Raw genomic sequence first — 25,043 nt, forward strand, 5'->3', positions numbered from 1 at the left:
AGCAAGTGAACAGCTTGGTCTAGACTGTGTTGCTATGACAGAACGCAGCACGCAGAACCTCGCTCAAGGCTTTACGTCCCGTTCCATCCATGGCGGCTACCACCCAGACCCGCACATGGGCTCTATCAATGTGCCGATCTATGCGTCAACCACGTTTGCGCAAGATGGCTTAGCGCAGCTGCGCGGCGGGTTCGAATACGGACGCGTGGCAAACCCCACCGTGCGCTCGCTCGAACGCACTCTAGCGGCGCTAGAGGGCGCTGAGTATGCCCGCGTGTTCTCTTCCGGCATGGCCGCCGCCGATACGCTGATTCGGATCTTGGTGCGCCCAGGGGATCACGTCATTTTGGGTAATGATGCCTATGGTGGTTCCTACCGGCTACTGAATGATTTCACTGAGTGGGGCGTGGAGATGTCCATCGTTAATACCAGCGATACCGCCGCAGTAGCCGCGGCGGTCCAGGACAATACCAGGCTCATCTGGTTGGAAACGCCCACCAATCCGGCGTTGAATATCACCGATATCGCCGCGGTGGCCAAGATTAAGGGCAACGCGCAGGTCCTAGTGGACAATACTTTTGCTACGCCTTACCTGCAGAACCCATTGGAGCTCGGCGCGGACCATGTGTTGCACTCGACCACCAAGTACCTGGGTGGGCATTCCGATGTACTGGGCGGTGCGGTGGTTACTAATGATGCCCACGTGGACGAGCGCCTGCTCTACTTCCAAGGCAATGTGGGTGCGGTGAGCTCGCCTTTCGACGCCTACCTTACGGCTCGCGGAATCAAGACTCTTTCGGTGCGGATGGATCGCCACTGCGCCAATGCGCAAAAGGTGGCAGAGTTCCTGCAGGGCCGCCCCGAGGTAAAGCAGGTGCTGTACCCAGGGCTGAAAGATCACCCAGGGCATAAGTTGGCAGCACAGCAGATGCGCGGATTTGGCGGCATGATGTCCGTGCGCTTTCATAGCGCGGAGCATGCCAAGCAGATCTGCCTCAATACGCGGCTTATCTGTCTAGCGGAATCGCTGGGTGGGGTGGAATCGCTCATCGAGCACCCGAAGAATATGACGCACGTATCCGCGGAAGGATCCGAGCTGGTGCCGCCAGATGATATGGTGCGCATCTCAATCGGAATCGAAGATATCGATGACCTGCTCGCGGACTTGAAGCAGGCCCTCGACGCGCTATAGGCCGCGGGACCGGGGCCAGGACCGGGACCGAGCCCTTAGCGCGGTGGTGGCTTAGGAGCGCACCACGGCGAGGAGGGAACCGGCGGTTTTATCGGTTTCCTGCAACATGAGTGGGTTGGTTCCCGGCATCGGAGAAATAGTGGTATCTGGCCACTGGGAATAGGTGGGGATGCCCACAATGTGCAGGCGCGCATCCAGCTCGCCGTTCGGGTGAACGGTGCGGCGGGTCGTCCCATCGGTTTCCGGCGAACCGGTGGGTTGTCCGTGATCGGGGAAGGGGCGAACGCGGCCGGAATCTACCAGGCAGCGGGTCATGGAATCGCCGGCGGTGCGGATATCGGGGCGGTGCATAAAGGCGTCGACAAGCGTGGGTGCAGAAGCCGAGCGTGGGCCGGAGGTTAGGGTGAAGTGATCTGCCTCGATGGCCAGGGTGGGGTGATCGCCTAGGAAGTGGGCCAAGCCGGCGTCAACAAGCGCGAGCAGCTGGCGCACGCGGAAGAGCGGCGGGCCGGAACCTATCATCTGGCCAAAGGACATTACTTGGGCATAGCGGCCGGTGCGGGACTCGCGGGTATAGCGGCCCTCCGCGCCAAGGATGGAGGCGGGCTTGCGCGATTGCGATAGCGACCATAGCGCGGCCTTGATGGGGGAGTCGTGGCCGGCGGAGGCCTCCCGGATATTGCTTTCCATGGACTGGGCAATATGCTCGGTGAGCTCATCTATGTCCCCGGTAAACCCGGCAATTTGGTACATGAGATCGTTCATGTCCCACGGCTCGGTAACCATGGGCGCAATAGCCGCGCCTAGCTCATCCGGGGCGGTGGCATCGATGACCTCGAGAATGTCTGCGCGCGGGCGCAGCAAGGAATCCGGGCGCACGCGCTCCAAAGTGGTGATATAGGCCTCGTAGCTATCGCGGGCGATAGCGGGCCAAACCTGGGCGTCAAAGTCGATGTTTTGGGTGCCGCTGAGCTCCGCAATGACATTCTTCAGACGGCGGCGTGGCATGGTAGGCGGCAGCTCACCGTATTCGGACTTGGGGTGGTAGGGATAGCCGCGGCCGGAGGAAATGATGAAGTTGGGCTCGTCGCCGCAGGGCTCATAGCGCAGGCCGGAACGTGTGGAAGAATCCACCACGAAGGTGCCGCCGCGCTCGATGGTGGTCAGCGCCATGATGTCATAAAAGCCCATGCCCAGCCCGCGTACCAGCACGTCTTCACCGCCGGGGATGGCGGCATAGTCCTGCTCCACTGGGTTATCGGGAGCGATCCAGTTCAGGCCCGAAGCCGCCAGCTGCTTTTCCTGCTCGTTGTACTCCGGAACCATCCAGCCATAGGCCAGCACGGTGGCATCGGCGCGCACCTCGGAGCCATCGGCCAAGCGGAGCACGTCTACGTGGCCATCTTCGCTGATGGTTTCCAATCGGCTGAAGTGGTTCACGGTGGAAATGCTCTTAGGCAGGCGAGCAATGACCACGTCATAGACCCACCGCAGGTACTCGCCATACAGCGCGCGCGAGGGGTTGGATTCGGGGCGGGTAGCGGCAAGTTCTTCGCGGTAGTCCTGCGCAATATGTGCGGCCGGAGGATACTTCTCAAAAAGCTCGCGCTTGGCGGCGGAGACATTGTCGCCATCGCCGCGCAGCAGCTGAATCCACTCGTATTGGATGGGGCCCTCGAGCACGGGGGCGTCCACAGTGGAGCCGGGCTCGGTGAAAAGGGTGACAGCGCCGGCGCGAGTATTCATGCACAGGGTCTTGGTTTGGTCCGTTTCCCAGATGCGGCCGGCACCATGTTGGGCATCATCGATGAGGTGGACGGTTATGGGGTCGCTGGAATCGTCCATGCGGGCGGAGAGGCGTTCCAAGATGGAAATGCCGCGTGGGCCCATGCCGACGATTGCGATTGCTGGAGTAGACATACTACCTATCGTGCCACATCCAGACCCTTCCAGGAGCATCGAACCCGGCGGTGGTATTTAAATAGACTAATCAGTCTATACAAAACTTTCTTTTCCCTTGTTATGGCAGGTAATAGGGTAGACCGTCCAGTCTTGTATTTGTGGGTATGGATATGCTCTAATGGGCGAGTACTACTTAAGAATTAAAGGAACTCGAGCTTTTATGAAGCAACTTTCTCGGCTCCTGAGACCAGTGGCCGCGGTCTTGGCCAGCGGTGCGCTAGCTCTCTCGCTAACCTCCTGCGCCTCTACTTCCCACGCCGCGGAAGATGGCATGGTCACCTACGTCGAGCCCAATATGTTCAATAACCTCTATCCCCCCTCCGGCGGCTATTACCCCAACGGTGGCGTGCTCAATAACATCACGGACCGCCTGCTGTGGCAGGACCCGGATACCCTCGAGCTGCACCCGTGGATTGCGGAGGAGATGCCTAAGTCGAACAAGGACAATACCGAGTTCACCTTCAAGATTCGCAAGGGCGTGACCTACTCTGATGGCTCTCGCCTAGATGCCGCGAACGTAAAGAAGAACTATGACCTCTACGCCCTAGGCGATGAGGACCGCATGCTCACCCCTTCGGAGCAGTTGCCCAACTATGAAAAATCCGAGGTCATCGATGACTACACGGTGAAGTTCTACTTCAGTGAGCCCTCCCCAGGCTTCCCGCAGTCCACCTCCGTGATGAACCAAGGGCTGCTTTCTAATGCCACTCTGGATCTGGATGACACCGGCTTCGCGCCGGGCAACGCTACTGCGATTTCTGGTTCGGGCCCCTTCGTCATCGAGGAAGAAGAGCTGGGAACCAAGCTGGTGCTCAAAAAGCGGGAAGACTATGACTGGGCACCGCCGGCCCGCAAGGACCACCAGGGGCCGGCCGATATTGAGGGCATCAATATTGTTCTCGCGGCCGAGGATTCCGTGCGCGTGGGATCGCTCGTGGCCGGACAGTCCGATATTGCTCGCCAGATCGAAGCCCCCGATGAGAAGCACCTCAAGGATCAAAACCTGGAGATTTTCGCCGCGCCCACCCGTGGCGTAAACAATAGCTTCCACTTCCACTTCCGCCACCCACTCTTGGCGGATAAACGCGTGCGTCAGGCCATCATTCACGCCATCGACCGCGATAATATTCTGAACACCCTCTTTTCTGACTCCTATCCCAAAGGCACATCGATCCTGGCCAAGACGGCTATTGGCTATAAGGATCAAGCAGCGAATTATGCCTTCGATCCAGAGGAATCTAAGCGCTTGCTCGATGCAGCCGGTTGGTGCGAAGGAGAAGATGGCATCCGCGAGAAAGACGGCAAGCGCCTGTCCGTGACCTTTAATGAGGCAGTCCCGCAGCCGCGCTCTAAAGAGATGTTCACCAAGGCCCAAGAGATGCTCAAGAACGTCGGCATCGAGGCCAACCTCAACCCAGGCGACCGCTCCGCGCAGCAGAAGGCCATGAAGGACCAAGACACCGTGCAGGTACGCCACACCATGACCGGCCGCGCCAATGTGGATACCTTGGCCACGTGGCTAGATGGCACGGGCCGCAATTCTTTCCTCAACTATGACGAAAAGACCGATAGCTTCGGCGATAAGAAGCTGCAGAAATTGGTGGACGAGTACTTCGACCTCAGCAGCGAAAAGGACCGCCTGGCCATGACTGGCCGCATGCAGGACTACCTCTCTGAACAGGCCTATATCCTGCCCATGTTCGAAGAGCCGCAGGTATATGGTTTCCAGCCTTATATCGAGGGCTTTAGCACCGAGGCTATCGGCCGTCCATCGTTTTATGCGGTAGACATCAACACCGCAGAAGGGGAGGACTAATCCATGAGCCTGAAATCTATCGCCCTACGCATCGGCCAAGCCGTGCTGGTTATCTGGGCAACCTTCACCCTCTCATTCATCCTCTTGGCGGCGCTGCCCGGTGACGCCGTCGCGACCCGCTATGACAACCCGACCCTAGGGCTCAACGCTGAGCAGTTGGCCGCTATTCGCGAGGTTTATGGTGCCGATGAACCGCTCTTAAGCCGCTACGTCAGTGCGCTTGGTGGATTCCTCACCGGTGATTTCGGCTTTTCCGTCGCTACTGGCACCGCCGTATCGGAGATGTTGGCGGACGCCCTTCCTTCCACGCTGGCGCTGGCCGTCCTCGCCTTTCTCGTAGGCGTAGTCTTGGCCTTCGCGGTGGCCATCGCCTCCACCTTTGGTCCATTTTCTTGGCTGCGTAGCTTCTTCCGTAGCCTGCCTTCCGTGATGGTTTCCCTGCCCACCTTCTGGATCGGCATCATTTTGATCCAGATATTTTCCTTTGGTTTGGGATGGGTGCCGGTTATCGGCGCGAGCGATGCCCAAAGCCTTATCCTGCCGGTGATTACCTTGGCCATCTTCGTGGCCGCACCGCTGGCACAGGTGCTCCTGCGCTCCATCGATGAGGTAATGGATATGTCCTTCGTGCAGGTAGTGCGTGCCAAGGGTGCTAGCGGTGCCTGGTTGCTGTGGCGCAATGTTTTGCGCAATGCGTTGCTGCCGGCGCTGACCATGGCCGGCCTTACCTTTGGTGAGCTCGTTGGCGGCTCCGTGGTGACGGAAGCGGTCTTTGCCCGCCACGGCATTGGCGCGCTGACCGTGGATGCGGTGGCCAACCGCGATACCTCCGTATTGCTCGCCATCGTGGTGCTGGCCGCGGCCGTCTTTGTTCTTATCAATCTCATCGTGGACCTGCTCTACCCAGTGCTTGACGTGCGCCTGCGCGAGGGCAACCACGATAGCGCGCACAGCAATGCCACCACCACCGCCACCGCTGATACTCCCGCAAAGAACGAGAAGAAGGTCCAAGCATGAAGCTTAAATCCACACGCCTGAAGCTCACCCCGGGCACCATCATCTCGCTTATTGTGCTGGGCCTGGCGGTGCTCTGCGCACTGTTCCCCCAACTATTTACCTCCCAGGATCCTAACCAGGGCGGTGACACCACAGCGCTGCTGCAGCCCAGTTTCCAACACTGGTTCGGCACCGATGCCGTGGGCCGTGATCTCTATACCCGCGTGGTCTATGGCGCGCGCCAATCCCTACTCGGCGCGCTATTGGCGGTACTTTTCGGCCTGATCGTTGGCACCGTCTTGGGCATTATCGCCGGAGTGCGCCGCGGCTGGGTAGATGCCATCATCATGCGCATCGTGGATGTGCTGTTGTCTATTCCTGGCCTCTTGCTTTCCCTGTCCGTCATTATCGTGCTCGGACACGGCATCTTTAATGCTGCCATCGCCGTGGGCATTACCTCCGTGGCAACCTTTGCGCGCCTCGCGCGCTCCCAGGTTCTCAGCGTGGCAGGCTCCGATTTCGTCGAGGCCGCCTACGGCTCCGGCGGCTCTGCCTTCCAGGTGCTCGTGCGCCATATTCTTCCCAATTCACTCACCGCAGTCTTCGCCGTAGCCGCCTTGCAATTCGGCCTGGCCATTTTGCAGCTAGCCACCCTTGGCTTCCTTGGTTACGGCGCTCCGCCCCCAACACCGGAATGGGGCCTGCTCATTTCTGAATCACGCGACTATATTGCCACCGCCGGCTGGCTGACCATCGCCCCCGGCATCGTTATCGTCGCCGTGGTTCTTGCGGCCAACCACCTCAGCCAGACACTGCGAAAGGCGGCCTAATGTCTCTGCTTAGTATTAGTGATTTATCCATTACGTACCGCACCGCCCACGGCGAGATGGAAGCGGTCAGCGGCATTGAGCTCGAAGTGAACCCCGGGGAAATGACCGCCATCGTGGGCGAGTCCGGCTCCGGCAAGTCCACCTCCGCCATGGCCGCCATTGGCCTGCTGCCAGACAATGCCTCGATTGTCTCCGGCACCATTACTTTCGACGGCCACGATGTCACCCATTTCTCCCAAAAGCAGTGGCGCACCCTGCGTGGCCGACGCATCGGGTTGATTCCGCAGGATCCCAATAACTCGCTCAATCCGCTCAAGACCATCGGAGCCTCGGTGGAAGAGGGCATGGCCATCCACCGGCAGGACGATAAGGAGTCCCGGAAGAAGCGTGCTCTGGAGTTGCTGGAGCGCGTGGGCATTGATGATCCACAGCGCCGTTATCATCAGTACCCGCATGAGCTTTCCGGCGGCATGAAGCAACGCGTGCTCATCGCTGCCGCTGTGGCACTGGAGCCAGAGCTCATCATCGCCGATGAGCCTACTTCCGCGCTGGATGTCACCGTGCAGAAAATCATCCTGGATCTCCTTGATGAAATGCGCGAAGAGCTCACCATGGGCATCCTTTTTATTACCCATGATCTGGCCGTGGCGGGTGATCGCGCCAATAATATTGTGGTGATGGAAAAGGGCGCCGTCCGCGAGTCGGGCGTAGCCGCCCGTGTCCTCACCGATCCCCAGCATGCCTACTCCAAGCGCCTGCTTGCCGACGCCCCCTCGCTCACCGCCCCTACTTCCTCCCAGACCGCATCTCCGGTGCGGAATAGTACGCCCGCCCAGCAGGAGACGTTGCTCGAAGTCGAGGGGCTCACCCAGCGCTTCGGGGATTTCACCGCGGTAGATGACATCAACTTTTCCGTAGCCCGTGGCACTACCCATGCCTTGGTGGGGGAGTCCGGTTCCGGAAAGACAACTACCGGCCGTGCCATATCTCTGTTGAGCACGCCTACCTCGGGAAGTATTCGCTTGGCGGGGGAAGATATCAGCACCGCCCGCGGTAAGCGCCGCCGGGAGCTGCGCCGCTCTATCCAGATGGTCTACCAAAATCCCTTTGGCTCGCTCGATCCACGATTGAGTATCGGCGATACCATCGCTGAGCCGGTGCGCAACTTTACCGGGGCCTCGAAACGCGATGCCCGCGCGAAAGCACAAAAGTTTCTTGATTTGGTGGCCTTGGACTCTTCCATGGCAGCCCGCCGTCCCCGTGAGCTCTCCGGCGGCCAGCGCCAGCGCGTGGCTATCGCCCGTGCCATGATCATTGAACCCGATCTTGTGGTGCTCGATGAGGCCGTTTCTGCGCTCGACGTCACCGTACAGGCACAGATCCTGCGCCTGCTCGATGAGCTGCAGCGCGAGTTGGAGCTTACCTATATCTTCATCTCTCACGACCTCGCGGTAGTCAACCAGATTTCCGATACCGTCTCCGTGCTCTCCCACGGCACACAAGTGGAATCCGGGCCCACGGCGCAGGTTTTTGCACACCCAGAAACCGAATACACCCGTCAGCTAATTGACGCCATCCCAGGCTCCCGCTACCGTGCCGGAGACCTAAACTTGGGGCTATAAATCGAGCCCTAGAAAGGTTGGACTGAGAATATGACCGACATAATTAACGAGCTCTCCCACGCTTCTGCCGAGGTGCAGCAACTGCGCCGCGCGCGCCAAGAGGCGCAGGACAATGCGCAGCTGAGCTTTAGCGCTTTGCTTGAGCCTGCAGAGCCAGGTGAATTCACCTATGCAGAGCGCTATGCCGTCGCGGCTTTTAGCGCTGCGGTCTACCAGGCGGGCGAGGCAGCAGATTTCTACTTCGACCTGCTGGGTGATGAGGCCGATGCGGACCTTGTTGCCGCCGTGCGCGCCGCAAGCCAGCGTGGTGTGTCTACCGGCCCCTACTACCAGGGTGAATTCCTTATCTTCGGCGATACCGCCGCGGAAGCCGCCCTCGGCGAGCGCCTGGCCGCCGCCTTCGACTGGGCGCACGTTTTGGCCTTCCACCCCAAGGATGCCTCCCCGCAGGCCATCGGACACCTCGATGCCGCCGGGTGGTCGGCTACCGATATTGTCAGCCTGTCTCAGCTTGTGGCATTTTTGGCTTTCCAGCTGCGCGTGGTTCATGGTTTGCGTGTGCTCTCTGGCGAGGGTGGCGCCCCACGTCCCGCGGCCGAGCGTGCAACCGGGGTAGCTGACCCAGGCTGGCAGGCTACCGCGAATACCCTGCAACCCGATACCGTGCTGCCGGACCACTTTGTCAACCACTCCCTGGGCTGGAAGCCTTGGGTAGAGGCACTGGCGAAAGAGGATTTCACCGCAGCGCATACCGACGCCCTCATCAAACCAGAGCGCATTGATTCCGAGTACTTCCGGTTGCTCGCCCGCGATCCCGCGGCTTTGAAGGCGCGTACGCTAACTGACTTGGACATCTTCTATAACACCGAAGGCGGCCTCTCCCGTGCAGACCGCGAGCTCGCTGCCACTGTGGCCTCGCGGTACAACGGTTGCGAGTACTGCGCTTCCGTGCACCAGGCACGGTGCGTCCAGGAAGGCGGCGACCGTGACATCGTAGACCGCCTTTTGGACACAGGCATCGACGCCGACCTGGGTTCTAAAGAGTGGGACCTTATCCGTCGCGCAGCTGTGGCGTTGACCGAAACTCCCTTCGCCTTCGATGCGCAGCTATGCACCGACCTTCGCAACGCCGGTTTCGATGATCAGTCCATTCTGGACCTCATCTACGCATCGTCCTTCTTTAACTGGGCCAATCGCTTGATGCTTACCTTGGGGCAGCCGGATGTGCCCAAGCGCTTTCGACAATAGGTGGTGATTGGGTTGGTGCGGCAACCTCAGCGGAGGATCCCTATGATGGGGCGGCATGACTGATACTAAGAATCTCACCGCACCAGCACACTCAGAGGCCGCAGCCCCGCGCAAGGTGGCCGTCGTCACCGGCGCCACCGGTGGCATGGGCCGCGAAATCATCGCCGACTTGGCTGGTGACTACCACGTGTACGCACTGGGACGGAGCGCGGCGGACCTGCCTAAATCGGAATCCATCACGCCGATCGCCATCGACCTAGTAGCCGGCCTCGATGAAGGCATGGCGCTGCCGGAGCTGGATCGCGTAGATGTGCTCGTGCACGCCGCCGCACGGGCTACCAAGTACTCCGTGGAGGAAGCCACTCCAGAAAATTGGCGCGCGCACATGGACCTCAACGTGCACGCCCCCGCAGAGGTGACCCGTGTTTTGCTGCCGCAGCTGCGTAAAGCCGAAGGCACAGTGGTCTTTATTAACTCTGGTGCTGGCCGCCACAGCTATGGCGATAACGTCGTCTACGCGGCCACGAAGCACGCGTTGTATGCGCTGGCCGACGGGTTGCGTATCTCCGAGCCGGGAATCCGCGTTTCCACCGTAGCGCCCGGGCCTACCGATACTCCGATGCTGCAGGGCCTGCAGGACTATGATCCCTCCCAGGTCATTGCACCGGTCGAGGTGGCGCGTGCCATTCGTACCGTAGTAGAGGCGGGGCCGACCACTCAGTTGACGGAAATCCAGGTCAGGCCGCGAATCGAACTATCTCTGCGCAAGTAATAAATCAAGTGTTATTAAGGTTCACCATGCAGTGATGGGGGTTGGTTTCGGCCCGCCCGTTACACTCGAGGGCTGTGACTTCCCAAAGCCGAAAACGGCCCGCCTATCTCCTTATCTCAGATGCCCTACGTGACAAGATCGAGCGCAATGAATTAGAGCCTGGTCAGCGTTTTCCTACCGAACGCGAATTGGTCCGAGAATTTCATGTTGCGCGCATGACCGTGCGCCATGCATTAGACATTTTGGAAGATGAAGGCCTTATTGATCGCCGCCGTGGGCGCAGCGGCGGCACCTACGTGCGCACGGTTCCCCCTACACTGAGCCTGACCAAAAAGGACAGCATCGCCACTCAACTGCGCGAGCGTGGGCACGAAATCACCGTGCGGGTGGTCTCCGTGAATAAAACCCATGTGCCCAAACATGTGGCAGCGGCCCTGGGCGTGAACGATGCCACCTATGCGTGGGATATTAAACGCCTTTTTATCGTCGATGGTAAGCCCGTCATCGTCTCGCGCTACACCATCCCAGTGGACATGGCTCCCGAGCTCAATCAGCACGACCTGCGCGAGCCCATCCTAAACATACTGGCAGGCTATGACCTCCAGCCGGTCTTCAAACGCGAGAGTATGAGCGCCGCTACCGCTCGCACAGAAGAACAGAAACTCTTGGGCGTGAGCCGATCGCACCCGCTTTTGCGGTTCGTACGGCTGCTGAAGAATGAGACCGGCGTGGTCTTTGCCTATGTCGAAGAGTCGCTGCGCTCTGATATCGCCAATGTAGAAGTGGTCTTGGGCGAGGATCCTGCGCCACAACCCGTACAACCCCGGGACGGCGGCGCAGGAAAGCCGGCCTAGCCAGCGTCCACCTGGCGGTTGCGTAGCGCGCGGGCCACGCGGTCGCGCTGCTCGGTGACTGTACGACGCAGACCACCGGGCAGGTCCTTCTGCAAGAAGGCATCGGCGCGGTCCAAGCCCTTGCGGGTGATATCCCAGGAAGGGAAGAGGCCGGTAACTGTGGTCAGAGCCACCTCTGAGGATTGGGAAGCCCACACCTTTTCCGCGATATCGAAGAACTCCGCGGTGGGAAGGAACGTATCGCCATGCGGATAGAGCAATCCTTCAAGTTTGGAGGTCAGCTCGCGGTTGGTGAGGTTACCCGCCACGATTTCTTCCCATACCGCGCGCTTGTTTTCCGCAGTTGCCACCGCGGCGCGAGCGCGCAGCGAAGAGTAGTAGCCGGTGGCGGAATTATCCCGCTTCAGTTGCGCATCCGCGGCAGCGGGGACGTCCTCTATCGCGCCATCGGCGGCAAGTGCCGCGAGCGCGGACCAACGCTGCCCTGCATCCGCGGATGATTCGAGCACGCCGCGCAGGTAGTCACGCGCGCTATCGTGCAGGCGAATTTTCGCCAGCGCCTGGGTGCAGATGATGGAGCGCTGGGCATCGGAACTGCGGGCGCCGTCGAGGAGGGCGTCGGCAAGCAGGGTGCTCTGCGCGGCCCACCGTGGATCGGCATAGTTCTTCAGCGCGTTCGAGGCCTGCAAAACAATGCGCTCGAGGACGGCAAGCTCGGTCTCGGCCTGCATACCGCGGGCAACTAGCTGGATGAAATCGCGGGCCCGCATAGTGCCGGCGCGGGTCATCTCCCAGGCGGTGGACCAGCACAGGGTGCGGGCTATAGGATCAGCAAACTTATCGATATTATCCAGCAGGAATTGCAGGGAACCCGCGTCCAATTCGATGAGGCAGTAGGTCAGGTCATCGTCATTGGGCAGCAGGAAGTCAATGTCTGCTAGCTGGCGGCCGATGAGCTCTGGAATCTCGGTGGAGGAGCCATCAACATCCATCTCGATGCGATCGGTGCGCACCACCTGACCGTCCTGCAGGTTATACAGGCCCACCGCCACGCGGTGGGTGCGCAGCGTATCGCCGCGCTGGGAGAGGTAGGCATGGGTAATCGTGCCGGACTCATCTGCATTGAGCGCTATGCTCAGAGTGTTGATGCCGGAAGTCTTAAGCCACTGCTGCGCCCAGAAGGAAAGATCGCGGCCGGAGGCCTGTTCCAGGTGGCCAAGCAGATCATCAAAGGTGGCATTGCCCCAGGCATGGGCGGCGAAGTGACGGCGGACCCCGGCCAGGAAGTTTTCGCGGCCAACATAAGCTTGGAGCTGCTTCAGCACCGAAGCGCCCTTGGCGTAGGTGATGCCATCGAAGTTTTGCTCGACGGTTTCGATATCGCTTGCATCGGTAGAAATCGGGTGCGTGGTAGGCAGCTGATCCTGCTGGTAGGCCCAAGACTTTTCTACGTTGGCAAAGGTTACCCACGCGGTATCGTATTCGGTCTCTTCCGCTTGGGAAATGGCCGCCGACCAAGTGGCGAAGGACTCATTGAGCCACAGATCGTCCCACCACTGCATGGTGACCAGATCACCAAACCACATATGGGCCAATTCGTGCAGAATGGTATCGGCACGGCGCTCATATTTATAGTGCGTGGCTTGGGAGGTAAAGACGTATTCATCGCGGATGGTAACGCAGCCGGCATTTTCCATCGCGCCGGCGTTGAACTCCGGCACGAAAATCTGGTCATACTTGCCAAAGGGGTAGGGGAAACCGAAATTGCGGTGATAGAAATCAAAGCCCTGCTTGGTCTCCGTAAATAAGCGCTCAGCATCTAAAGCGTGGGCGAGCGAAGCACGGCAGTAGATGCCCAGCGGTACCTCGAGCTTTTGGGCCGGCTTGCCCTCTGGGTGTGCGGTCAGCTCGCCGCGCCAGGTATCGGTGACCTCGTGGTAGGGACCGGCGCACAGGGCTACCAGGTAGGTCGATAGTGGGTAGTCGATAGCCGTGCTGGCCACGTCTCCTTCCCAGCTCACTGGCCCATTGCTAATGACGGTCCAATCCTCCGGCGCCTTGAAATGCAGCGCGTAGGTGGCCTTCATATCCGGCTGGTCAAAGCAAGCAAAGACCCGCTTGGCATCGGCGGTTTCAAATTGGGTATAGAGGTAGACCTTGTCATCGGCGGGATCGACAAAACGGTGCAGGCCCTCGCCGGTGCGCGAATACGGGATCTTCGCGGTGACTTCTAGCGTGTAGTCGGCCACTTGGAGGCCGGAAAGCGGAATGCCGTAGGTGGGGTTATAAGAATTCGTGGGCAGCGGATTGCCGTTGAGGCGCACCTCTTGGATTTCCTCGGCGCGCAGATCGATGAAGGTGGAGCCAATCTCGCGCGAGGTGAAGCTCACCTTCGTAGTGGAAAGGAAATGGGTATCTGAATACTTGAGGTCTAAAGTGACATCATAGTGGCCCACCTCAATCATTCGGGAGCGCTCAACCGCTTCCGTGCGAGTCAGGTTTACGGAGTTCATAGCCTATATTCTCCTTCTGTGCCGAAAATAGTTCTGCATCCACAGTAGTCGCGCGCCTAGGCTGGTGGGGCAAACTTTTATCAATCAAAGGAGCAATCATGGCTGACGCAGTAAAGTTCTGGTTCGACGTATCTTGTCCCTTCGCTTGGGCCACCTCGCGGTGGATCAAGGAAGTAGAAAAGGTACGCGATATTGAGGTCGAGTTCGAGCCGATGTCCCTGTCCGTGCTGAACGATGGCCGTGATCTAGACCCCACTTACATGGACATGATGAAGGCTAACTGGGGCCCAGCCCGCGTCTTTGCCAAGGTTAAGGCCGAGCGTCCAGAAAAGGTAGATGAGCTTTATACCGCTATGGGCACTCTGGTCCACGCCAAGGGCAACGGCGGACGAACTGGCTTTGGTGCTTATGATGACATCATCGCTCAGGCGCTTGCAGAAGTGGAGCTTCCGGCCGAGTTCGCCGAGGTAGCCAATACCGAAGACTATGACGAGAAGCTGCGCGAATACCACCACAATGGCATCTCTTCCGTGGGTGATGAGGTGGGCACCCCGGTTATCAAGCTGGGGGAGACCGCGTTCTTCGGCCCGGTCATTACCCGCGTCCCTACCGGGGAAGAAGCAGGCGAGCTTTTCGACGCCTCCTTGCGCCTTGCCCAGTTCCCTTACTTCTTCGAACTCAAGCGCTCCCGCACCGAGATGCCGCAGGTAGAGGAGAACTAAGCGCTTTTCTGTCGGCGGCGCAGCTCAACTGCGGCGCCGACGCATAGCGCGATGGTCAGCGGGGTCAAAATAAATGCCGGCAGACCCGCGATATTGATAGCGGGCAGCGCCATGCCGGCTCGAAAGTCCTCCCACGCAACAAGTACCCAGGAAGCCCATGAGGCGCCGGCGAGAAGCGCGATAATGCCGGCCGCAATAGCGCCCCCATTTGCCCGCGGATTCCCGCGCACCTTCTGCGCAATCCACCATATGCCCAAGCCCACGTGCGCCAACGTTGCTAGGATGCTGGCGATAAGCGGCAAGAGGAAGCCTCCGCTGCCGGATACCATAACGCCTAGCATAATGAGGCAGGCTAGAAGGGCCCCGCCGTATAGCGTGAGGACCGGTTTGGTTATGGGCATGGCTTTCCTCCTTTTATAGTGGTAGCAACCGACCGCGAGCCTATCAGGAATTTGTAATGCGAAACAGGGCGGGCGCTAAGCCTCCTCGAGGCGCGCCGGGCCGGTAGGATAAGGGCCATGCGCGTATATCTAGGAGCAGACCACGCAGGTTTCGATACCAAGAACCTGATTGCTGAATACCTCACTAAACAGGGCCACGAAGTCATTGATTGCGGCGCCCACACCTACGATGCCGAGGACGATTACCCGGCATTTTGCATCGAAGCGGCACAACGCACCGTCAATGATCCGGGTTCCTTGGGCATTGTGCTTGGCGGTTCCGGCAATGGCGAGCAGATTGCCGCCAATAAAGTCAAGGGAGCCCGCTGTGCACTTGCTTGGTCCGCAGAGACCGCCCGCCTTGCCCGCGAGCACAACAACGCCCAGCTCATCGGCATCGGTGGCCGCATGCATACCGAGGAGCAAGCCTTGGAAATCGTAGATGCTTTCCTGGACCAAGAATGGTCCCGCGCGGAACGCCACCAGCGCCGCATCGACATCTTGGCGCAGTACGAGCGCACCGGTATCGCCCCAGAGCTGCCCGAGGCCTAAGCCTTGAGAAAATAAACGCCGCGGAACAAAGTTGGTTCCGCGGCGTTTCTTTGTGTTTCGGCCAGGCATAGCTAGGGCGCTAAGACTTAGGCATCATTCATGTCATTCGGGTGCGGGCCGCCGCGTCCCTCTTCGCCTTCGTCCAAGGCGGTGATGGCAGCCATCTCCTCCTCGGTTAGTTCAAAGCCGAAGACATCAAAGTTTTCCGCAATGCGTGAGGGCGTCGCAGACTTGGGGAAGAGGATGACGCCATTTTGTAGGTGCCAACGAATGATGACTTGCGCTGGGCTGACATCGTGCGCTGCAGCGGCGTCGGTGACCTCGGGGGCATCCAAGATATCGCTCTTTCCCTGCCCCAGCGGGCCCCATGCCTCGATAGCCACGGTGTGGGCGCGGAAGGCGTCCAGCTCCCTCCAGCGCTGCAGATAAGGATGAAGCTCGACTTGGTTGACCGCAGGCTTTATATCGGTCTTGAGCTCCAGCTGTTCCAGGTGCTCCAGCTCGAAATTGGAGACGCCGATGGACTTTGTTTTGCCCTGCTTCTGCAGATCAATGAGTTGCTGCCAAGCCTCAACATAGGTGCCCTTTGCCGGTGTAGGCCAGTGGATGAGGTAAAGATCCACATACTCCAAGCCGAGCTTTTCCAAGGACTCATCGAGCGCTGCAGCAGCATCGGTCTGGCGGTCATTCCACAGCTTGGTGGTGATAAAAAGCTCCTCGCGGGGAATGCCAGACTTGGCAATAGCCCGTCCTACGCCTTCCTCATTGCCGTAGATAGCGGCGGTATCAATATGGCGATAACCCACGCGCAGGGCTTCAGCTACCAGATCTTCGGTCTGCTCCGGATCCATCTGGAACACGCCAAAGCCCAGCTGCGGGATGGTATTGCCGTCATTAAGGGTGATTTTAGGTACGCTCATGCGCCCCAGACTACCTATCTATTGCAGCGGGCCGAGAGTGATGAATTTATTCCACGTCTCCCACTCATCCTGCAGGCGGGCACGCTCATGGGGCGGGGTAGCGGTGTCGTCGATAAGCGAGGCATCAATCATGCGCACTCCATTGTCAAAGAACAACGCTGCGTGCCCCGAGGCGCCGTGCCGCAGCACCGGCACCAAGTTCAATCCATCAAAGGACAGTTGCGCATTAGGGCGCACGTCGAGGCCGGCAATGGCAGCGAGCGTAGGCGCTAAGTCAATAGGGGAGACCAACTCATTATTCTCCCCGCTTTCGGCTACACCCGGCCACAACACCGACATAGGTGAATTTCCACCTAGTAGCGAGCAGACGGCGATGACGCCATTGACGTCGTTGAGTTCTTCTAGGCTGGGCTGCTCTAGCAAGCGAAAGACATCGCTACCGGCCGGCTGCGTATCCTCGCGCACCTCATAACCGACGCCCGCAAAAATCTCGCTAATGCGCGTGGTGGCTTGGCGTTGCGGATACTGCCCAGTCAGCGTGCCGCGGCGGGAATCAGCGTACGTCTCCGACGGCACCCACGTGTTATTGAAGCGTACGCCCCGCAGTGCAGTCTCAGGCGCATGGTCAAAGGTCGCAAGAGTGATATCCATAGCCATAATTCTAGGCTTGCCGAGGCGATTCAACGATTTCGTCCCCACAGATCGCCTGTCTCGTCGACGGTTGCGGTGGTTTAGATGGACGAAATCGTTGAAAGTAGCTTCCTGATGGGGCGGGGGCTAATCGAGGTCGAGGCCATCGATGCCGTGAACTGTCACGGTTTCCGAAAGTGGCGCGCGGCCTGGATTCGTTTTAAAGACCGGGCTCGATTCATCAGCTTTACCAAAGGTAATAGCGGTGACCAGCTTGTAGTCCTCGTCTACGCCGAGGAATTCACGCGCGGTTGGCGCAATCAAGGAAATCATCCCCTGTGGGATGCCGTGGTAGCCGTGTGCTTCCAAAGAAAGCAGGAAGTTTTCGGTATAGGTTCCTTGGTCAAAGGCGGCGCGAATGCGGTCACCCATCGGCGGGATAAAGAGAAGTACCGCATGGGATGCGCCAAAGAAGCGCAAGTTTTCGCGGATGAATTCCACGCGACCTGCTTTGTCCTCGCGCTCAATGCCCAGGAGGCCGTACATTTTGGCGGCTAGCTCTTGGGAGCGCTTGGGATGGATACCCTCACCATAATCGGTGGTGAAGTCTGGGCTGAGCCCGTTGGTGTCGAATTCCTTAATAAGCGCGGCGCTTAGTTCCTTGAGCTTTTCTCCGCCCACCAAATGCACGTCCTACGGTTGGGTATTGGAGTTGGACGGTGCGGATTGAGCATCCAGCAAAACCTGCTTGATGTCTTCTACCGGCATGGGTTCTGGCAGGAACGCGCGGGGCGAATGGCGGCTGCGAATAAACTCGGAATACTTATTGGTTGAAGTCATGCGCGCCACCTTACACTTCGTCGCATGTTTTCGCCGTATACCGTGAACATCCGATGATGATGGGTGGAAAACGAAAAATCGCCCACCTAGAGGTGGGCGAAAACTGGAGGGAATGACGGGAATCGAACCCGCGTCTTCAGCTTGGAAGGCTGAGGTATTAGCCACTATACGACATTCCCACAACGCGCTATATCAACGCTGGGCCATACTTTAGCGCAACCGCGGCCAAAAAAGAAAATAGGGAACTAGGCTGGCGCCTGAGCCGTTGTTATAAGAGGAACGGATCTATCTATAGAAAGCGATGATCATAGTGGGAATTTTGCTCGTTGCGCTGGCAATTGGTGGAGGCGCCTGGTTTCTTTCCTCCCGTAGCTCTCACAAACGTCGGGAAGAACGCGAGGCACAGCAATTGGCCGATGCACAGGCTGATGCACGTCGGTGGATTGAACGCCTGGGTGGCCAAGTAATGCAGATTTCTGGCACGGATTCTGCCTCCCAGCAAGCGATGGCTGATGCTTCTGAACGGTTCACTGCAGCTAACGCGGCGATTTCGCGTGCTACTACCGCCAAGCAGGCGAATTTGGCGCGTGAGTCGGCCCTGGAAGGCATGCATTATGTGAATGCCGCGCGCGAAATTATGGGCATGAACCCAGGCCCAGAACTCCCGCCGCTGGAGGGGCAGCGTGCGGCTGGCAAGGTGACGGAAGAGCGTACGGTCGAAGCGAATGGCCAAGAGATTACGGCCTCACCATATGCTTCTGCGAATACTCCCAACTACTACCCGGGTGGAATCGTGGCAGGGCGTCCGGTTCCGGCAGGTTGGTACTCCCGTCCATGGTGGGCCGATGCGCTGCACACCGGCGTGTGGATGGTGGGCTACTCCATGATGTTTAATGCCCTCTTCTCCGGCATGTCGGGCATTGGCTACTCTGCGGCTGCTGCAGAAAGCGGCGATTGGGGCGGTCCCGATGGCATGGGTGATGCTGGCGACGTGGGTGGTGACGCCGGTGATGCTGGCGACGTTGGTGGCGGCGATGATGGCGGCGGTTTCTTCGATGGTCTAACTGACGGCGACGGTGAAGGCTTCTTTGATGGAATGTTTGATTTCGATTTCTAGCTGAAGCACTGTCAAAATTGGCCGCTGGGCTGCGTTTATATCTTTAAGTGGGGGTCCGTTTAGGAGATTTAAAACGGACACGGTACACTGTCTCAGGTATGCAACGCAGCCAAGGTTACTTGGTGGCCTACATACGGGGCGTGGCGCAGTTTGGTAGCGCACCTGCTTTGGGAGCAGGGGGTCGCAGGTTCAAATCCTGTCGCCCCGACGTATGGGGGTCTGGAAATGCCCTAATAAGGATTTCCGGACCCCCTTTAAGTTTATGTACGTAAAACAATGAAGCCAGGGAGATTCACTCGTGAAGACCACCGTAGACAAGCTGAGCGATACCCGCGTTAAGCTCACCGTCAACGTTCCGTTTGCGGAGCTGGACCAGGAAATCGATCAAGCTTACGCGGCAATCGCGCAGCAGGTTTCTATTCCAGGTTTCCGTAAGGGCAAGGCACCGCGCCAGCTTATTGATGCTCGCTTCGGCCGCGGCCCCATCCTGGAGCAGGTTGTCAATGACATGCTGCCTTCCCGTTACGAGCAGGCAGTCAAGGAAAACGATCTGAAGGTTATCGGCCAGCCGGACGTTGATATTTCCAAGATTGAGGATAAAGACTTCGTGGAATTCACCGCCGAGGTTGATATCCGCCCTGAGTTTGAGGTTCCAGACTTCTCCAAGATCTCCGTTACCGTCCCGGCCCTGAAGGCTGACGAAGAGGACGTCGACAAGGCGCTGGAGGAGCTGGCAGAGCGCTTCGGTGAGCTCAAGGACACCAAGCGCAAGATGAAGACCGGCGACTACGCAATCATCGACATCACCGCTGAGATTGACGGCGAGAAGATCGAGGACGCTTCCACCGAGGGCCTGTCCTACCGCATCGGTGACGATGACCTCATCAAGGGCTTGGACACCGCCCTGCGTGGTATGAAGACCGGTGAGGATAACGAGTTCACTTCCACCATCCAGTCTGGCGAGCACAAGGACGAAGAGGCCACCATCAAGGTTCACGTCCAGCAGTCCAAGGAGCGCAAGCTGCCGGCTATGGACGATGAGTTCGCTCAGATGGCTTCCGAGTTCGACACCATGGATGAACTGCGCGAATCCACCAAGACCCAGGTGGAGGAGACCAAGAAGGCTGAGCAGGCTGCCCAGATTCGCGATGAGGTCCTGAAGGCCGCGCTCTCCGAGGTCGAATTCGAACTGCCGCAGTCCGTAGTGGACGAGCAGGCTCACTCCCAACTGCACCAGATTCTGGGCCAGCTGGCTCACGATGAGAAGGCACTGGCTCAGTTGCTTGAGGCACAGGGCACTTCCCGCGAGGAGTTTGATAAGCAGACTCGTGAGCAGGCGGAAGAGTCTGTCCGCACTCAGCTGTTCCTTGATGCCGTAGCAGAAAAGGAAGAGCCGGAAGTTTCCCAGCAGGAGCTTACCGACCACATCCTGTTCACCGCTCAGTCTTACGGTATGGACCCGAACCAGTTCATCCAGCAGCTGCAGTCCAATGGTCAGATTGCTAACCTCTTCTCTGACGTGCGTCGTGGCAAGGCACTGGCTGCCGCTATCTGCCGCACCACCGTCAAGGATGAAGAGGGCAATAAGGTTGACGTTGACCAGTACTTCGGTGAAATCGAAGAAGAGGACGCTGCAGAAGCTTCCGAGGAGAAGTAATCTCCCGCTTGTAACGCGCTGCTGCCACATGTGTGGTGGCGAGCGCGCATGAAACCCCGGATTCAGGTAACTCAAGGATGAGCCTGAATCCGGGGTTTGTGTCATTGTGAACGCCCTCTAGGAGTCTTTGAGTACTTCGAAGAGGGCGTGATGTGTGTTGGCTGGGGATACCGCTAGCCGTTCTTGGCTCTAAAGGCCTCGTCGGTCAACTGCAGGAAGCGCATAACGTAATCCTTGACAAAGTCTGCGGTACGTTGATTGAGATGTCCGGACTCTTCGAAAAGGGTGGGGGATTGGCCCAGAAATACTTCGGGCTGACCAGGGAGCGGCATGTCGAAGTAGGACAGAGCGAGGCGAAGGTTCTTCTGTGAACTGTAGCCGCCCATGCGGCCTACAGAGTGGCTAATGATACCTACGGGAAGGTTCTTCCACGCCACATCTGAGTTGGGTTTAGAGCCGATGTCCACTGCGTTTTTGAGGCAGGCAGGGATAGTGCGGTTGTTCTCTGGCGTAATGAAGAGGATCCCGCTCGAGTTCTTGATGGTCTCGCGAAAGGTGGTGTACTCAGCCGGAGTGGGCTTGTCCGTGACGGCGGGGTCATCGTAGTCGAAGTCATAGAGCGGCAAGTCACGGATTTCCACGATGTTTGCCTCGTAGCCTTCAGGGATCATCGTGAGCACCTCGTGTGCAATCTTGCGTGCAAATGACTCTCGGCGCAGGCTGCCGACGATAACGCTGATACGTGGGGTGGTCATGGTAAACCTTCTTTCTTAGTTGGGTGTAGGGAGACGTGGTCAAGGGAGAAAAGGCTTGCAGCCAAAGGCCGGTGGTGGGCCGGCAGCGTGGGCGGCGGTGAGGAAGCCATCTACTTTGTCTCCTTCTTCATGGCGGAAGTACAGTTCGATGAGTCCTAGAAGCCCCCCGAGGACGGCCTCTCGTGCGGCGGATGTATTCAACAGCCGCATGGCTGCGGGTTGGTTTCCTTCGCGGATGGCTTCAAACAGCGCGATGGTCTCAAGCCAGCTTCCTTGGTCCGGTCGCGGAAAAGGTTTAGAAATCCCAGTCATCATCACTCGTTTCTTCAGCAGTACCAATGACATAGGAGGAACCAGATCCGGAGAAGAAGTCATGGTTCTCATCTGCTCCGGGGGCTAGGGCCGCGAGGATTTCTGGGTTCACTTCCGTTTCTTCGGGCGGGAAATAATCCGGGTAGCCCAAATTCATGAGTGCCTTATTGGCGTTATAGCGAACGAACACGGCTACATCATCCATGAGTCCCAAAGGCTCATATAGCTCGCCGGAATAGTCCAGCTCTAGTGCATAAAGCTCTTCGAGCAAAGAAATGGTGAAATCATGCATCTCCTTCTGCCGTAGCGGGGTCGTGGATTCCAGACCGCGCTGATATTTGTAACCCGAGTAGTAGCCGTGCACTGCCTTGTCACGCAGAATGAGGCGGATCATGTCTGCCGTATTTGTCAGGGTGGCGTGGACAGAAAAGTGCAAGGGAAGATAGAAACCCGCGTAGAGAAGCAGCGAGGAAAGCAACGTCGATGACACCTTGCGTTTGAGTGGATCCGGCCCAAAATAGTGCGCGAGAACTTTCTTGGCGCGTGCCTGGAGAAGGTCGTTATTCACCGCCCAGCGGTATGCTTCATCAATTTCCTTTGTACTGCTCAGGGTAGAAAACACTGAAGAGTATGAACGGGCATGGACTGACTGCATGAAGGCGATGTTGGTATACACGGCCTCCTCGTGTTCGGTGCGGGCATCTTGAATCTGACAGATTTCACCCACGGTGGCCTGGACAGTATCCAGGGTGGTGAGTCCCGTGAACACCCGCATGGTGAGGTTGCGTTCCTCGGGTGTCATCTTCTGCCACGCCGGGAGATCATTAGAAAGCGGGACCTTCTCTGGCAACCAAAAGTTGGCGGTTAGACGGTTCCACACTTCAAGATCCTTGTCATCGCTCACCCTGTTCCAATTGATGGCGCGGATGCGGGCTGAAGGATCATGCCGGTAGCTCGGCGGAGTAACTGAAATGCTGGTTAGTTCAGCACTATTCGATGTTGACGACATAGCTTCTTTCTTTCTGAGTGAATGGTTGTGGACAAGGGGGAGGACCGTGCTCCTACAAAGCACAGGAGACGCAGCCTTCGACCTCGGTTCCTTGGAGCGCGGATTGGCGTAAACGGATGTAGTAGAGGGTCTTGATTCCGGCTTTCCAGGCATAGATTTGTGCCTTGTTGATGTCCCGCGTGGTGGTATCAGCGGTAAAGAACAAGGTCAGGGAAAGCCCTTGGTCCACGTGTTGGGTGGCCATGGCGTAGGTGTCGATGATTTTTTCGTATCCCACGGCGTAGGAGTCATCGAAATACTCCAGGTTGTCGTTGGTCATTTCCGGCGCGGGGTAGTACACGCGCCCCAAGCGGCCTTCCTTGCGTATTTCAATTTTGGAGGCAATTGGGTGGATGGACGCGGTGGAGTCATTGATGTAGGAAATTGATCCAGTGGGTGGAACTGCCTGCAAGTAGGCGTTGTAGATGCCGTCTTGCATCACTTGATTCTTGAGCCGTAGCCAATCCTCGCGTTGAGGGATCTGCACGCCTGCTTCGTGGAAGAGCTGTTTTACGTGTTCAGTGGCTGGCGCCCAGTCTTGGTCGATGTATTTGTCAAAGTAGGCGCCAGTGGCATAGGTGGATTCTTCGAAGCCTGTGAATCGTTGACCTTTTTCAACCGCGAGTGCATGGGATGCGCGGAGCGCATGGTAGGTCACCGTGAGGAAATAGATATTTGTAAAGTCCAGTGCCTCGGCGCAGCCATAAGGAATACGCTGTGAAGCAAGGAAGCCGTGGAGATTCATTTGGCCCAGACCAATGGCATGCATGGAAGCATTTCCGTGAGCGATGGAGGGAACAGCTTCGATATTCGTCAGGTCTGAAACCTTCGTGAGGGCACGCACTGCGGTTTCGACGGTCTCCCCGAAGTCCGGCGATTCAAAAGCCTTCGCAATGTTGAGCGAACCTAGATTGCAGGAAATATCCTGGCCAACGGTGGTGTAGTCACCCGAAGCTCCGTAGGTCGATGGCGTGTTGACCTGGAGGATTTCGCTACACAGGTTGGACATATTGATATGTCCTTTGAGGGGATTAGCGCGGTTGACCGTATCCTCAAAGAGGATGTAGGGGTATCCGGATTCAAACTGAAGCTCAGCCAGCGTGGTGAAAAACTCGCGGGCCTTAATGGTCGTGTGAGAGATTCGCGGATTGGCAACCAGCTCGTCGTAGTACTCGGTGATGGACATGTCAGACATGGCTACGCCGTACTCGCGAGCGATGTCATACGGGCTAAAAAGATGCATATCCTTGTTCTCTTTGGCCAGACGGAAGGTTATATCTGGAATAACAACCCCCAGCGAAAGAGTCTTGATACGGACTTTCTCATCGGCATTTTCCCGCTTGGTATCCAGGAAGCGAAGAATATCTGGATGGTGCGCATGCAGGTAGACGGCTCCAGCGCCCTGCCGGGAGCCCAATTGGTTGGCATAGCTGAAGCTATCTTCGAGAATCTTCATGACTGGGACTACGCCGGAAGCCTGGTTCTCAATCTTTTTGATCGGGGCTCCGGATTCGCGCAGATTGCTCAGCAACAGGGCCACTCCACCACCGCGCTTTGATAGTTGCAGTGCAGAGTTCACGCAGCGGCCAATGCTCTCCAAATTGTCTTCGATTCGCAAGAGGAAGCAGGAGACCATTTCGCCGCGCTGGGCTTTGCCTGCGTTGAGAAAAGTAGGGGTGGCGGGCTGGAAGCGTCCGGTCATGATGTCATCCACCAGCTTTTCTGCGAGCTCTTCGTCGCCCTGTGCAAGGTATAAAGCTGTGGTGGCGACGCGTTCTTCGTAGCCTTCTAGGAATCGGGAGCCATCAAAGGTTTTCAGTGCATATGAAGTGAAGAACTTAAATGCGCCGAGGAAGGTGCGGAACTGATGCTTAACTCGATGTGCTCTGTCGTACATGGCGCACAGAAAGGCGTCATCATAAAGCTCAAGGAAATCCCGCTCGTAGTACTCGTTATCAACCAACCATTCCAAGCGTTGCTTGGTGGAATCGAACTGATGCATGCGGGGAGCGACATGGTGCGTGACATAGTCTTGTGCTGCCTGAATATCCTTGTCAAACTGGATTTTTCCAGAAGCGTCGAACAAGTTCAGCTGCGCGTTGAGTGCGTGGTAGCTCTTGCGCTTGCCGACACCGCCGGCATTGTCTGCTGAAGCGGTGCGGGGCGTAGCGCCAATAGTCTGTGTGGGGGTGGCATCAAGAGGCCACATTGTGTTTTCCAATCTGTGTGATGCGGATGTGTTCTT

General features: G+C 58.0%; 23 protein-coding genes and 2 tRNA genes. 13 read left to right on the plus strand and 12 right to left on the minus strand.

The annotated features are described in order from the left end of the window. Window positions 1-34 precede the first annotated feature (34 nt). Entirely contained in the window at window positions 35-1,192 is a 1,158-nt protein-coding gene (locus WMP97_RS02195; protein WP_200288714.1) for a cystathionine gamma-synthase, read from the plus strand. 51 nt (window positions 1,193-1,243) lie between these two features. Here the strand turns inward: WMP97_RS02195 and WMP97_RS02200 are convergent, their stop codons facing one another. Then, window positions 1,244-3,112 carry an FAD/NAD(P)-binding protein gene (locus WMP97_RS02200; RefSeq protein ID WP_340439693.1) on the minus strand — a complete coding sequence of 623 codons (1,869 nt, stop codon included), beginning with the start codon at window positions 3,110-3,112 and terminating at the stop codon, window positions 1,244-1,246. Window positions 3,113-3,314: 202 nt separating this feature from the next. Here WMP97_RS02200 and WMP97_RS02205 point away from each other — a divergent pair, with 202 nt between their 5' ends. The 7 genes from WMP97_RS02205 to WMP97_RS02235 all read left to right on the plus strand — a co-directional run bounded on the left by WMP97_RS02205 (window position 3,315) and on the right by WMP97_RS02235 (window position 11,292). Further along, entirely contained in the window at window positions 3,315-4,970 is a 1,656-nt protein-coding gene (locus WMP97_RS02205) for a TIGR04028 family ABC transporter substrate-binding protein (RefSeq protein WP_340439694.1), read from the plus strand. 3 nt (window positions 4,971-4,973) lie between these two features. Then, complete coding sequence (locus WMP97_RS02210; RefSeq protein WP_023020902.1) at window positions 4,974-5,987, plus strand: ABC transporter permease; 1,014 nt, start codon at window positions 4,974-4,976, stop codon at window positions 5,985-5,987. Beyond that, complete coding sequence (locus WMP97_RS02215; RefSeq protein WP_023020903.1) at window positions 5,984-6,796, plus strand: ABC transporter permease; 813 nt, start codon at window positions 5,984-5,986, stop codon at window positions 6,794-6,796. The genes WMP97_RS02210 and WMP97_RS02215 overlap by 4 nt, the downstream gene beginning before the upstream one ends. Then, window positions 6,796-8,418 carry a dipeptide ABC transporter ATP-binding protein gene (locus tag WMP97_RS02220; protein ID WP_023020904.1) on the plus strand — a complete coding sequence of 541 codons (1,623 nt, stop codon included), beginning with the start codon at window positions 6,796-6,798 and terminating at the stop codon, window positions 8,416-8,418. The genes WMP97_RS02215 and WMP97_RS02220 overlap by 1 nt, the downstream gene beginning before the upstream one ends. Window positions 8,419-8,448: 30 nt before the next feature. Then, entirely contained in the window at window positions 8,449-9,666 is a 1,218-nt protein-coding gene (locus tag WMP97_RS02225) for an alkylhydroperoxidase domain protein (protein WP_340439695.1), read from the plus strand. Between the two features lie 55 nt (window positions 9,667-9,721). Next, window positions 9,722-10,438, plus strand: coding sequence for an SDR family oxidoreductase (locus tag WMP97_RS02230; RefSeq protein ID WP_239204959.1), 717 nt, complete (start codon window positions 9,722-9,724; stop codon window positions 10,436-10,438). A gap of 74 nt (window positions 10,439-10,512) precedes the next feature. Beyond that, a complete protein-coding gene (locus WMP97_RS02235; protein WP_023020907.1) occupies window positions 10,513-11,292 on the plus strand; it encodes a GntR family transcriptional regulator in 780 nt (259 codons plus the stop codon). Here WMP97_RS02235 and pepN read toward each other — a convergent pair. Next, complete coding sequence (gene pepN, locus WMP97_RS02240; RefSeq protein WP_340439696.1) at window positions 11,289-13,805, minus strand: aminopeptidase N; 2,517 nt, start codon at window positions 13,803-13,805, stop codon at window positions 11,289-11,291. The two genes, WMP97_RS02235 and pepN, sit on opposite strands and share 4 nt — an antisense overlap. 98 nt (window positions 13,806-13,903) lie before the next feature. Here pepN and WMP97_RS02245 point away from each other — a divergent pair, with 98 nt between their 5' ends. Further along, a complete protein-coding gene (locus tag WMP97_RS02245; protein WP_049361657.1) occupies window positions 13,904-14,527 on the plus strand; it encodes a mycothiol-dependent nitroreductase Rv2466c family protein in 624 nt (207 codons plus the stop codon). Here the strand turns inward: WMP97_RS02245 and WMP97_RS02250 are convergent. Further along, window positions 14,524-14,928 carry an MFS transporter gene (locus WMP97_RS02250; protein ID WP_340439697.1) on the minus strand — a complete coding sequence of 135 codons (405 nt, stop codon included), beginning with the start codon at window positions 14,926-14,928 and terminating at the stop codon, window positions 14,524-14,526. The two genes, WMP97_RS02245 and WMP97_RS02250, sit on opposite strands and share 4 nt — an antisense overlap. Before the next feature lie 117 nt (window positions 14,929-15,045). On the opposite strand from WMP97_RS02250, the gene WMP97_RS02255 reads away from it, so the two are divergent. Further along, a complete protein-coding gene (locus WMP97_RS02255) occupies window positions 15,046-15,519 on the plus strand; it encodes a ribose-5-phosphate isomerase (RefSeq protein WP_340439698.1) in 474 nt (157 codons plus the stop codon). An 86-nt stretch (window positions 15,520-15,605) separates the two neighbouring features. On the opposite strand, the gene WMP97_RS02260 is transcribed toward WMP97_RS02255, so the two are convergent. The 5 genes from WMP97_RS02260 to WMP97_RS02280 form a co-directional block, all read right to left on the minus strand. Then, window positions 15,606-16,439: an aldo/keto reductase gene (locus WMP97_RS02260; protein WP_023020912.1), complete on the minus strand. Its 834-nt coding sequence runs from the start codon at window positions 16,437-16,439 to the stop codon at window positions 15,606-15,608. 18 nt (window positions 16,440-16,457) lie between these two features. Continuing rightward, entirely contained in the window at window positions 16,458-17,090 is a 633-nt protein-coding gene (locus WMP97_RS02265) for a hypothetical protein (RefSeq protein ID WP_034655494.1), read from the minus strand. A 126-nt stretch (window positions 17,091-17,216) separates the two neighbouring features. Further along, complete coding sequence (locus WMP97_RS02270; RefSeq protein ID WP_340439699.1) at window positions 17,217-17,759, minus strand: nitroreductase family protein; 543 nt, start codon at window positions 17,757-17,759, stop codon at window positions 17,217-17,219. 3 nt (window positions 17,760-17,762) lie between these two features. Beyond that, window positions 17,763-17,909 (minus strand): nitroreductase family protein, encoded by a 147-nt coding sequence (locus tag WMP97_RS02275; protein WP_340439700.1) that lies wholly within the window; start codon window positions 17,907-17,909, stop codon window positions 17,763-17,765. A 104-nt stretch (window positions 17,910-18,013) separates the two neighbouring features. After that, window positions 18,014-18,088: transfer RNA gene (locus WMP97_RS02280), tRNA-Gly, on the minus strand. A gap of 122 nt (window positions 18,089-18,210) precedes the next feature. Here WMP97_RS02280 and WMP97_RS02285 point away from each other — a divergent pair. The 3 genes from WMP97_RS02285 (at window position 18,211) to tig (ending at window position 20,683) form a co-directional block, all read left to right on the plus strand. Then, window positions 18,211-19,026, plus strand: a complete 816-nt coding sequence (locus tag WMP97_RS02285; protein WP_239204977.1) for a DUF1542 domain-containing protein — start codon at window positions 18,211-18,213, stop codon at window positions 19,024-19,026. Window positions 19,027-19,160: 134 nt separating this feature from the next. Continuing rightward, window positions 19,161-19,234 (plus strand) — tRNA-Pro (locus WMP97_RS02290). A gap of 90 nt (window positions 19,235-19,324) precedes the next feature. Next, window positions 19,325-20,683: a trigger factor gene (gene tig / locus WMP97_RS02295; protein ID WP_239204979.1), complete on the plus strand. Its 1,359-nt coding sequence runs from the start codon at window positions 19,325-19,327 to the stop codon at window positions 20,681-20,683. Between the two features lie 173 nt (window positions 20,684-20,856). Here tig and WMP97_RS02300 read toward each other — a convergent pair whose 3' ends face one another. The 4 genes from WMP97_RS02300 to nrdE all read right to left on the minus strand — a co-directional run bounded on the left by WMP97_RS02300 (window position 20,857) and on the right by nrdE (window position 25,007). Beyond that, window positions 20,857-21,438, minus strand: a complete 582-nt coding sequence (locus WMP97_RS02300) for an NADPH-dependent FMN reductase (protein WP_239204981.1) — start codon at window positions 21,436-21,438, stop codon at window positions 20,857-20,859. Window positions 21,439-21,477: 39 nt separating this feature from the next. Next, window positions 21,478-21,648 (minus strand): hypothetical protein, encoded by a 171-nt coding sequence (locus WMP97_RS02305; protein ID WP_005329175.1) that lies wholly within the window; start codon window positions 21,646-21,648, stop codon window positions 21,478-21,480. Between the two features lie 85 nt (window positions 21,649-21,733). Further along, entirely contained in the window at window positions 21,734-22,759 is a 1,026-nt protein-coding gene (gene nrdF, locus WMP97_RS02310) for a class 1b ribonucleoside-diphosphate reductase subunit beta (RefSeq protein ID WP_023020918.1), read from the minus strand. Window positions 22,760-22,811: 52 nt separating this feature from the next. Continuing rightward, the gene (gene nrdE, locus WMP97_RS02315; protein WP_005324048.1) at window positions 22,812-25,007 is read right to left on the minus strand and encodes a class 1b ribonucleoside-diphosphate reductase subunit alpha; all 2,196 of its coding nucleotides are present in this window, start codon (window positions 25,005-25,007) and stop codon (window positions 22,812-22,814) included. Window positions 25,008-25,043: the final 36 nt, after the last annotated feature.

It is taken from the genome of Corynebacterium sp. KPL4072, assembly GCF_037908395.1.
Lineage (GTDB): Bacteria > Actinomycetota > Actinomycetes > Mycobacteriales > Mycobacteriaceae > Corynebacterium > Corynebacterium kefirresidentii.

Coding starts and splice junctions, on each gene's coding strand:
- WMP97_RS02275 (WP_340439700.1), bottom strand. CDS start 17,909: ATGACTTCAACCAATAAGTATTCCGAGTTTATTCGCAGCCGCCATTCG.
- WMP97_RS02195 (WP_200288714.1), top strand. CDS start 35: ATGACAGAACGCAGCACGCAGAACCTCGCTCAAGGCTTTACGTCCCGT.
- nrdE (WP_005324048.1), bottom strand. CDS start 25,007: ATGTGGCCTCTTGATGCCACCCCCACACAGACTATTGGCGCTACGCCC.
- WMP97_RS02265 (WP_034655494.1), bottom strand. CDS start 17,090: ATGGATATCACTCTTGCGACCTTTGACCATGCGCCTGAGACTGCACTG.
- WMP97_RS02285 (WP_239204977.1), top strand. CDS start 18,211: ATGATCATAGTGGGAATTTTGCTCGTTGCGCTGGCAATTGGTGGAGGC.
- nrdF (WP_023020918.1), bottom strand. CDS start 22,759: ATGTCGTCAACATCGAATAGTGCTGAACTAACCAGCATTTCAGTTACT.
- WMP97_RS02260 (WP_023020912.1), bottom strand. CDS start 16,439: ATGAGCGTACCTAAAATCACCCTTAATGACGGCAATACCATCCCGCAG.
- pepN (WP_340439696.1), bottom strand. CDS start 13,805: ATGAACTCCGTAAACCTGACTCGCACGGAAGCGGTTGAGCGCTCCCGA.
- WMP97_RS02255 (WP_340439698.1), top strand. CDS start 15,046: ATGCGCGTATATCTAGGAGCAGACCACGCAGGTTTCGATACCAAGAAC.
- WMP97_RS02250 (WP_340439697.1), bottom strand. CDS start 14,928: ATGCCCATAACCAAACCGGTCCTCACGCTATACGGCGGGGCCCTTCTA.
- WMP97_RS02220 (WP_023020904.1), top strand. CDS start 6,796: ATGTCTCTGCTTAGTATTAGTGATTTATCCATTACGTACCGCACCGCC.
- WMP97_RS02245 (WP_049361657.1), top strand. CDS start 13,904: ATGGCTGACGCAGTAAAGTTCTGGTTCGACGTATCTTGTCCCTTCGCT.
- WMP97_RS02225 (WP_340439695.1), top strand. CDS start 8,449: ATGACCGACATAATTAACGAGCTCTCCCACGCTTCTGCCGAGGTGCAG.
- WMP97_RS02230 (WP_239204959.1), top strand. CDS start 9,722: ATGACTGATACTAAGAATCTCACCGCACCAGCACACTCAGAGGCCGCA.
- WMP97_RS02215 (WP_023020903.1), top strand. CDS start 5,984: ATGAAGCTTAAATCCACACGCCTGAAGCTCACCCCGGGCACCATCATC.
- WMP97_RS02300 (WP_239204981.1), bottom strand. CDS start 21,438: ATGACCACCCCACGTATCAGCGTTATCGTCGGCAGCCTGCGCCGAGAG.
- WMP97_RS02200 (WP_340439693.1), bottom strand. CDS start 3,112: ATGTCTACTCCAGCAATCGCAATCGTCGGCATGGGCCCACGCGGCATT.
- WMP97_RS02205 (WP_340439694.1), top strand. CDS start 3,315: ATGAAGCAACTTTCTCGGCTCCTGAGACCAGTGGCCGCGGTCTTGGCC.
- WMP97_RS02305 (WP_005329175.1), bottom strand. CDS start 21,648: ATGCGGCTGTTGAATACATCCGCCGCACGAGAGGCCGTCCTCGGGGGG.
- WMP97_RS02210 (WP_023020902.1), top strand. CDS start 4,974: ATGAGCCTGAAATCTATCGCCCTACGCATCGGCCAAGCCGTGCTGGTT.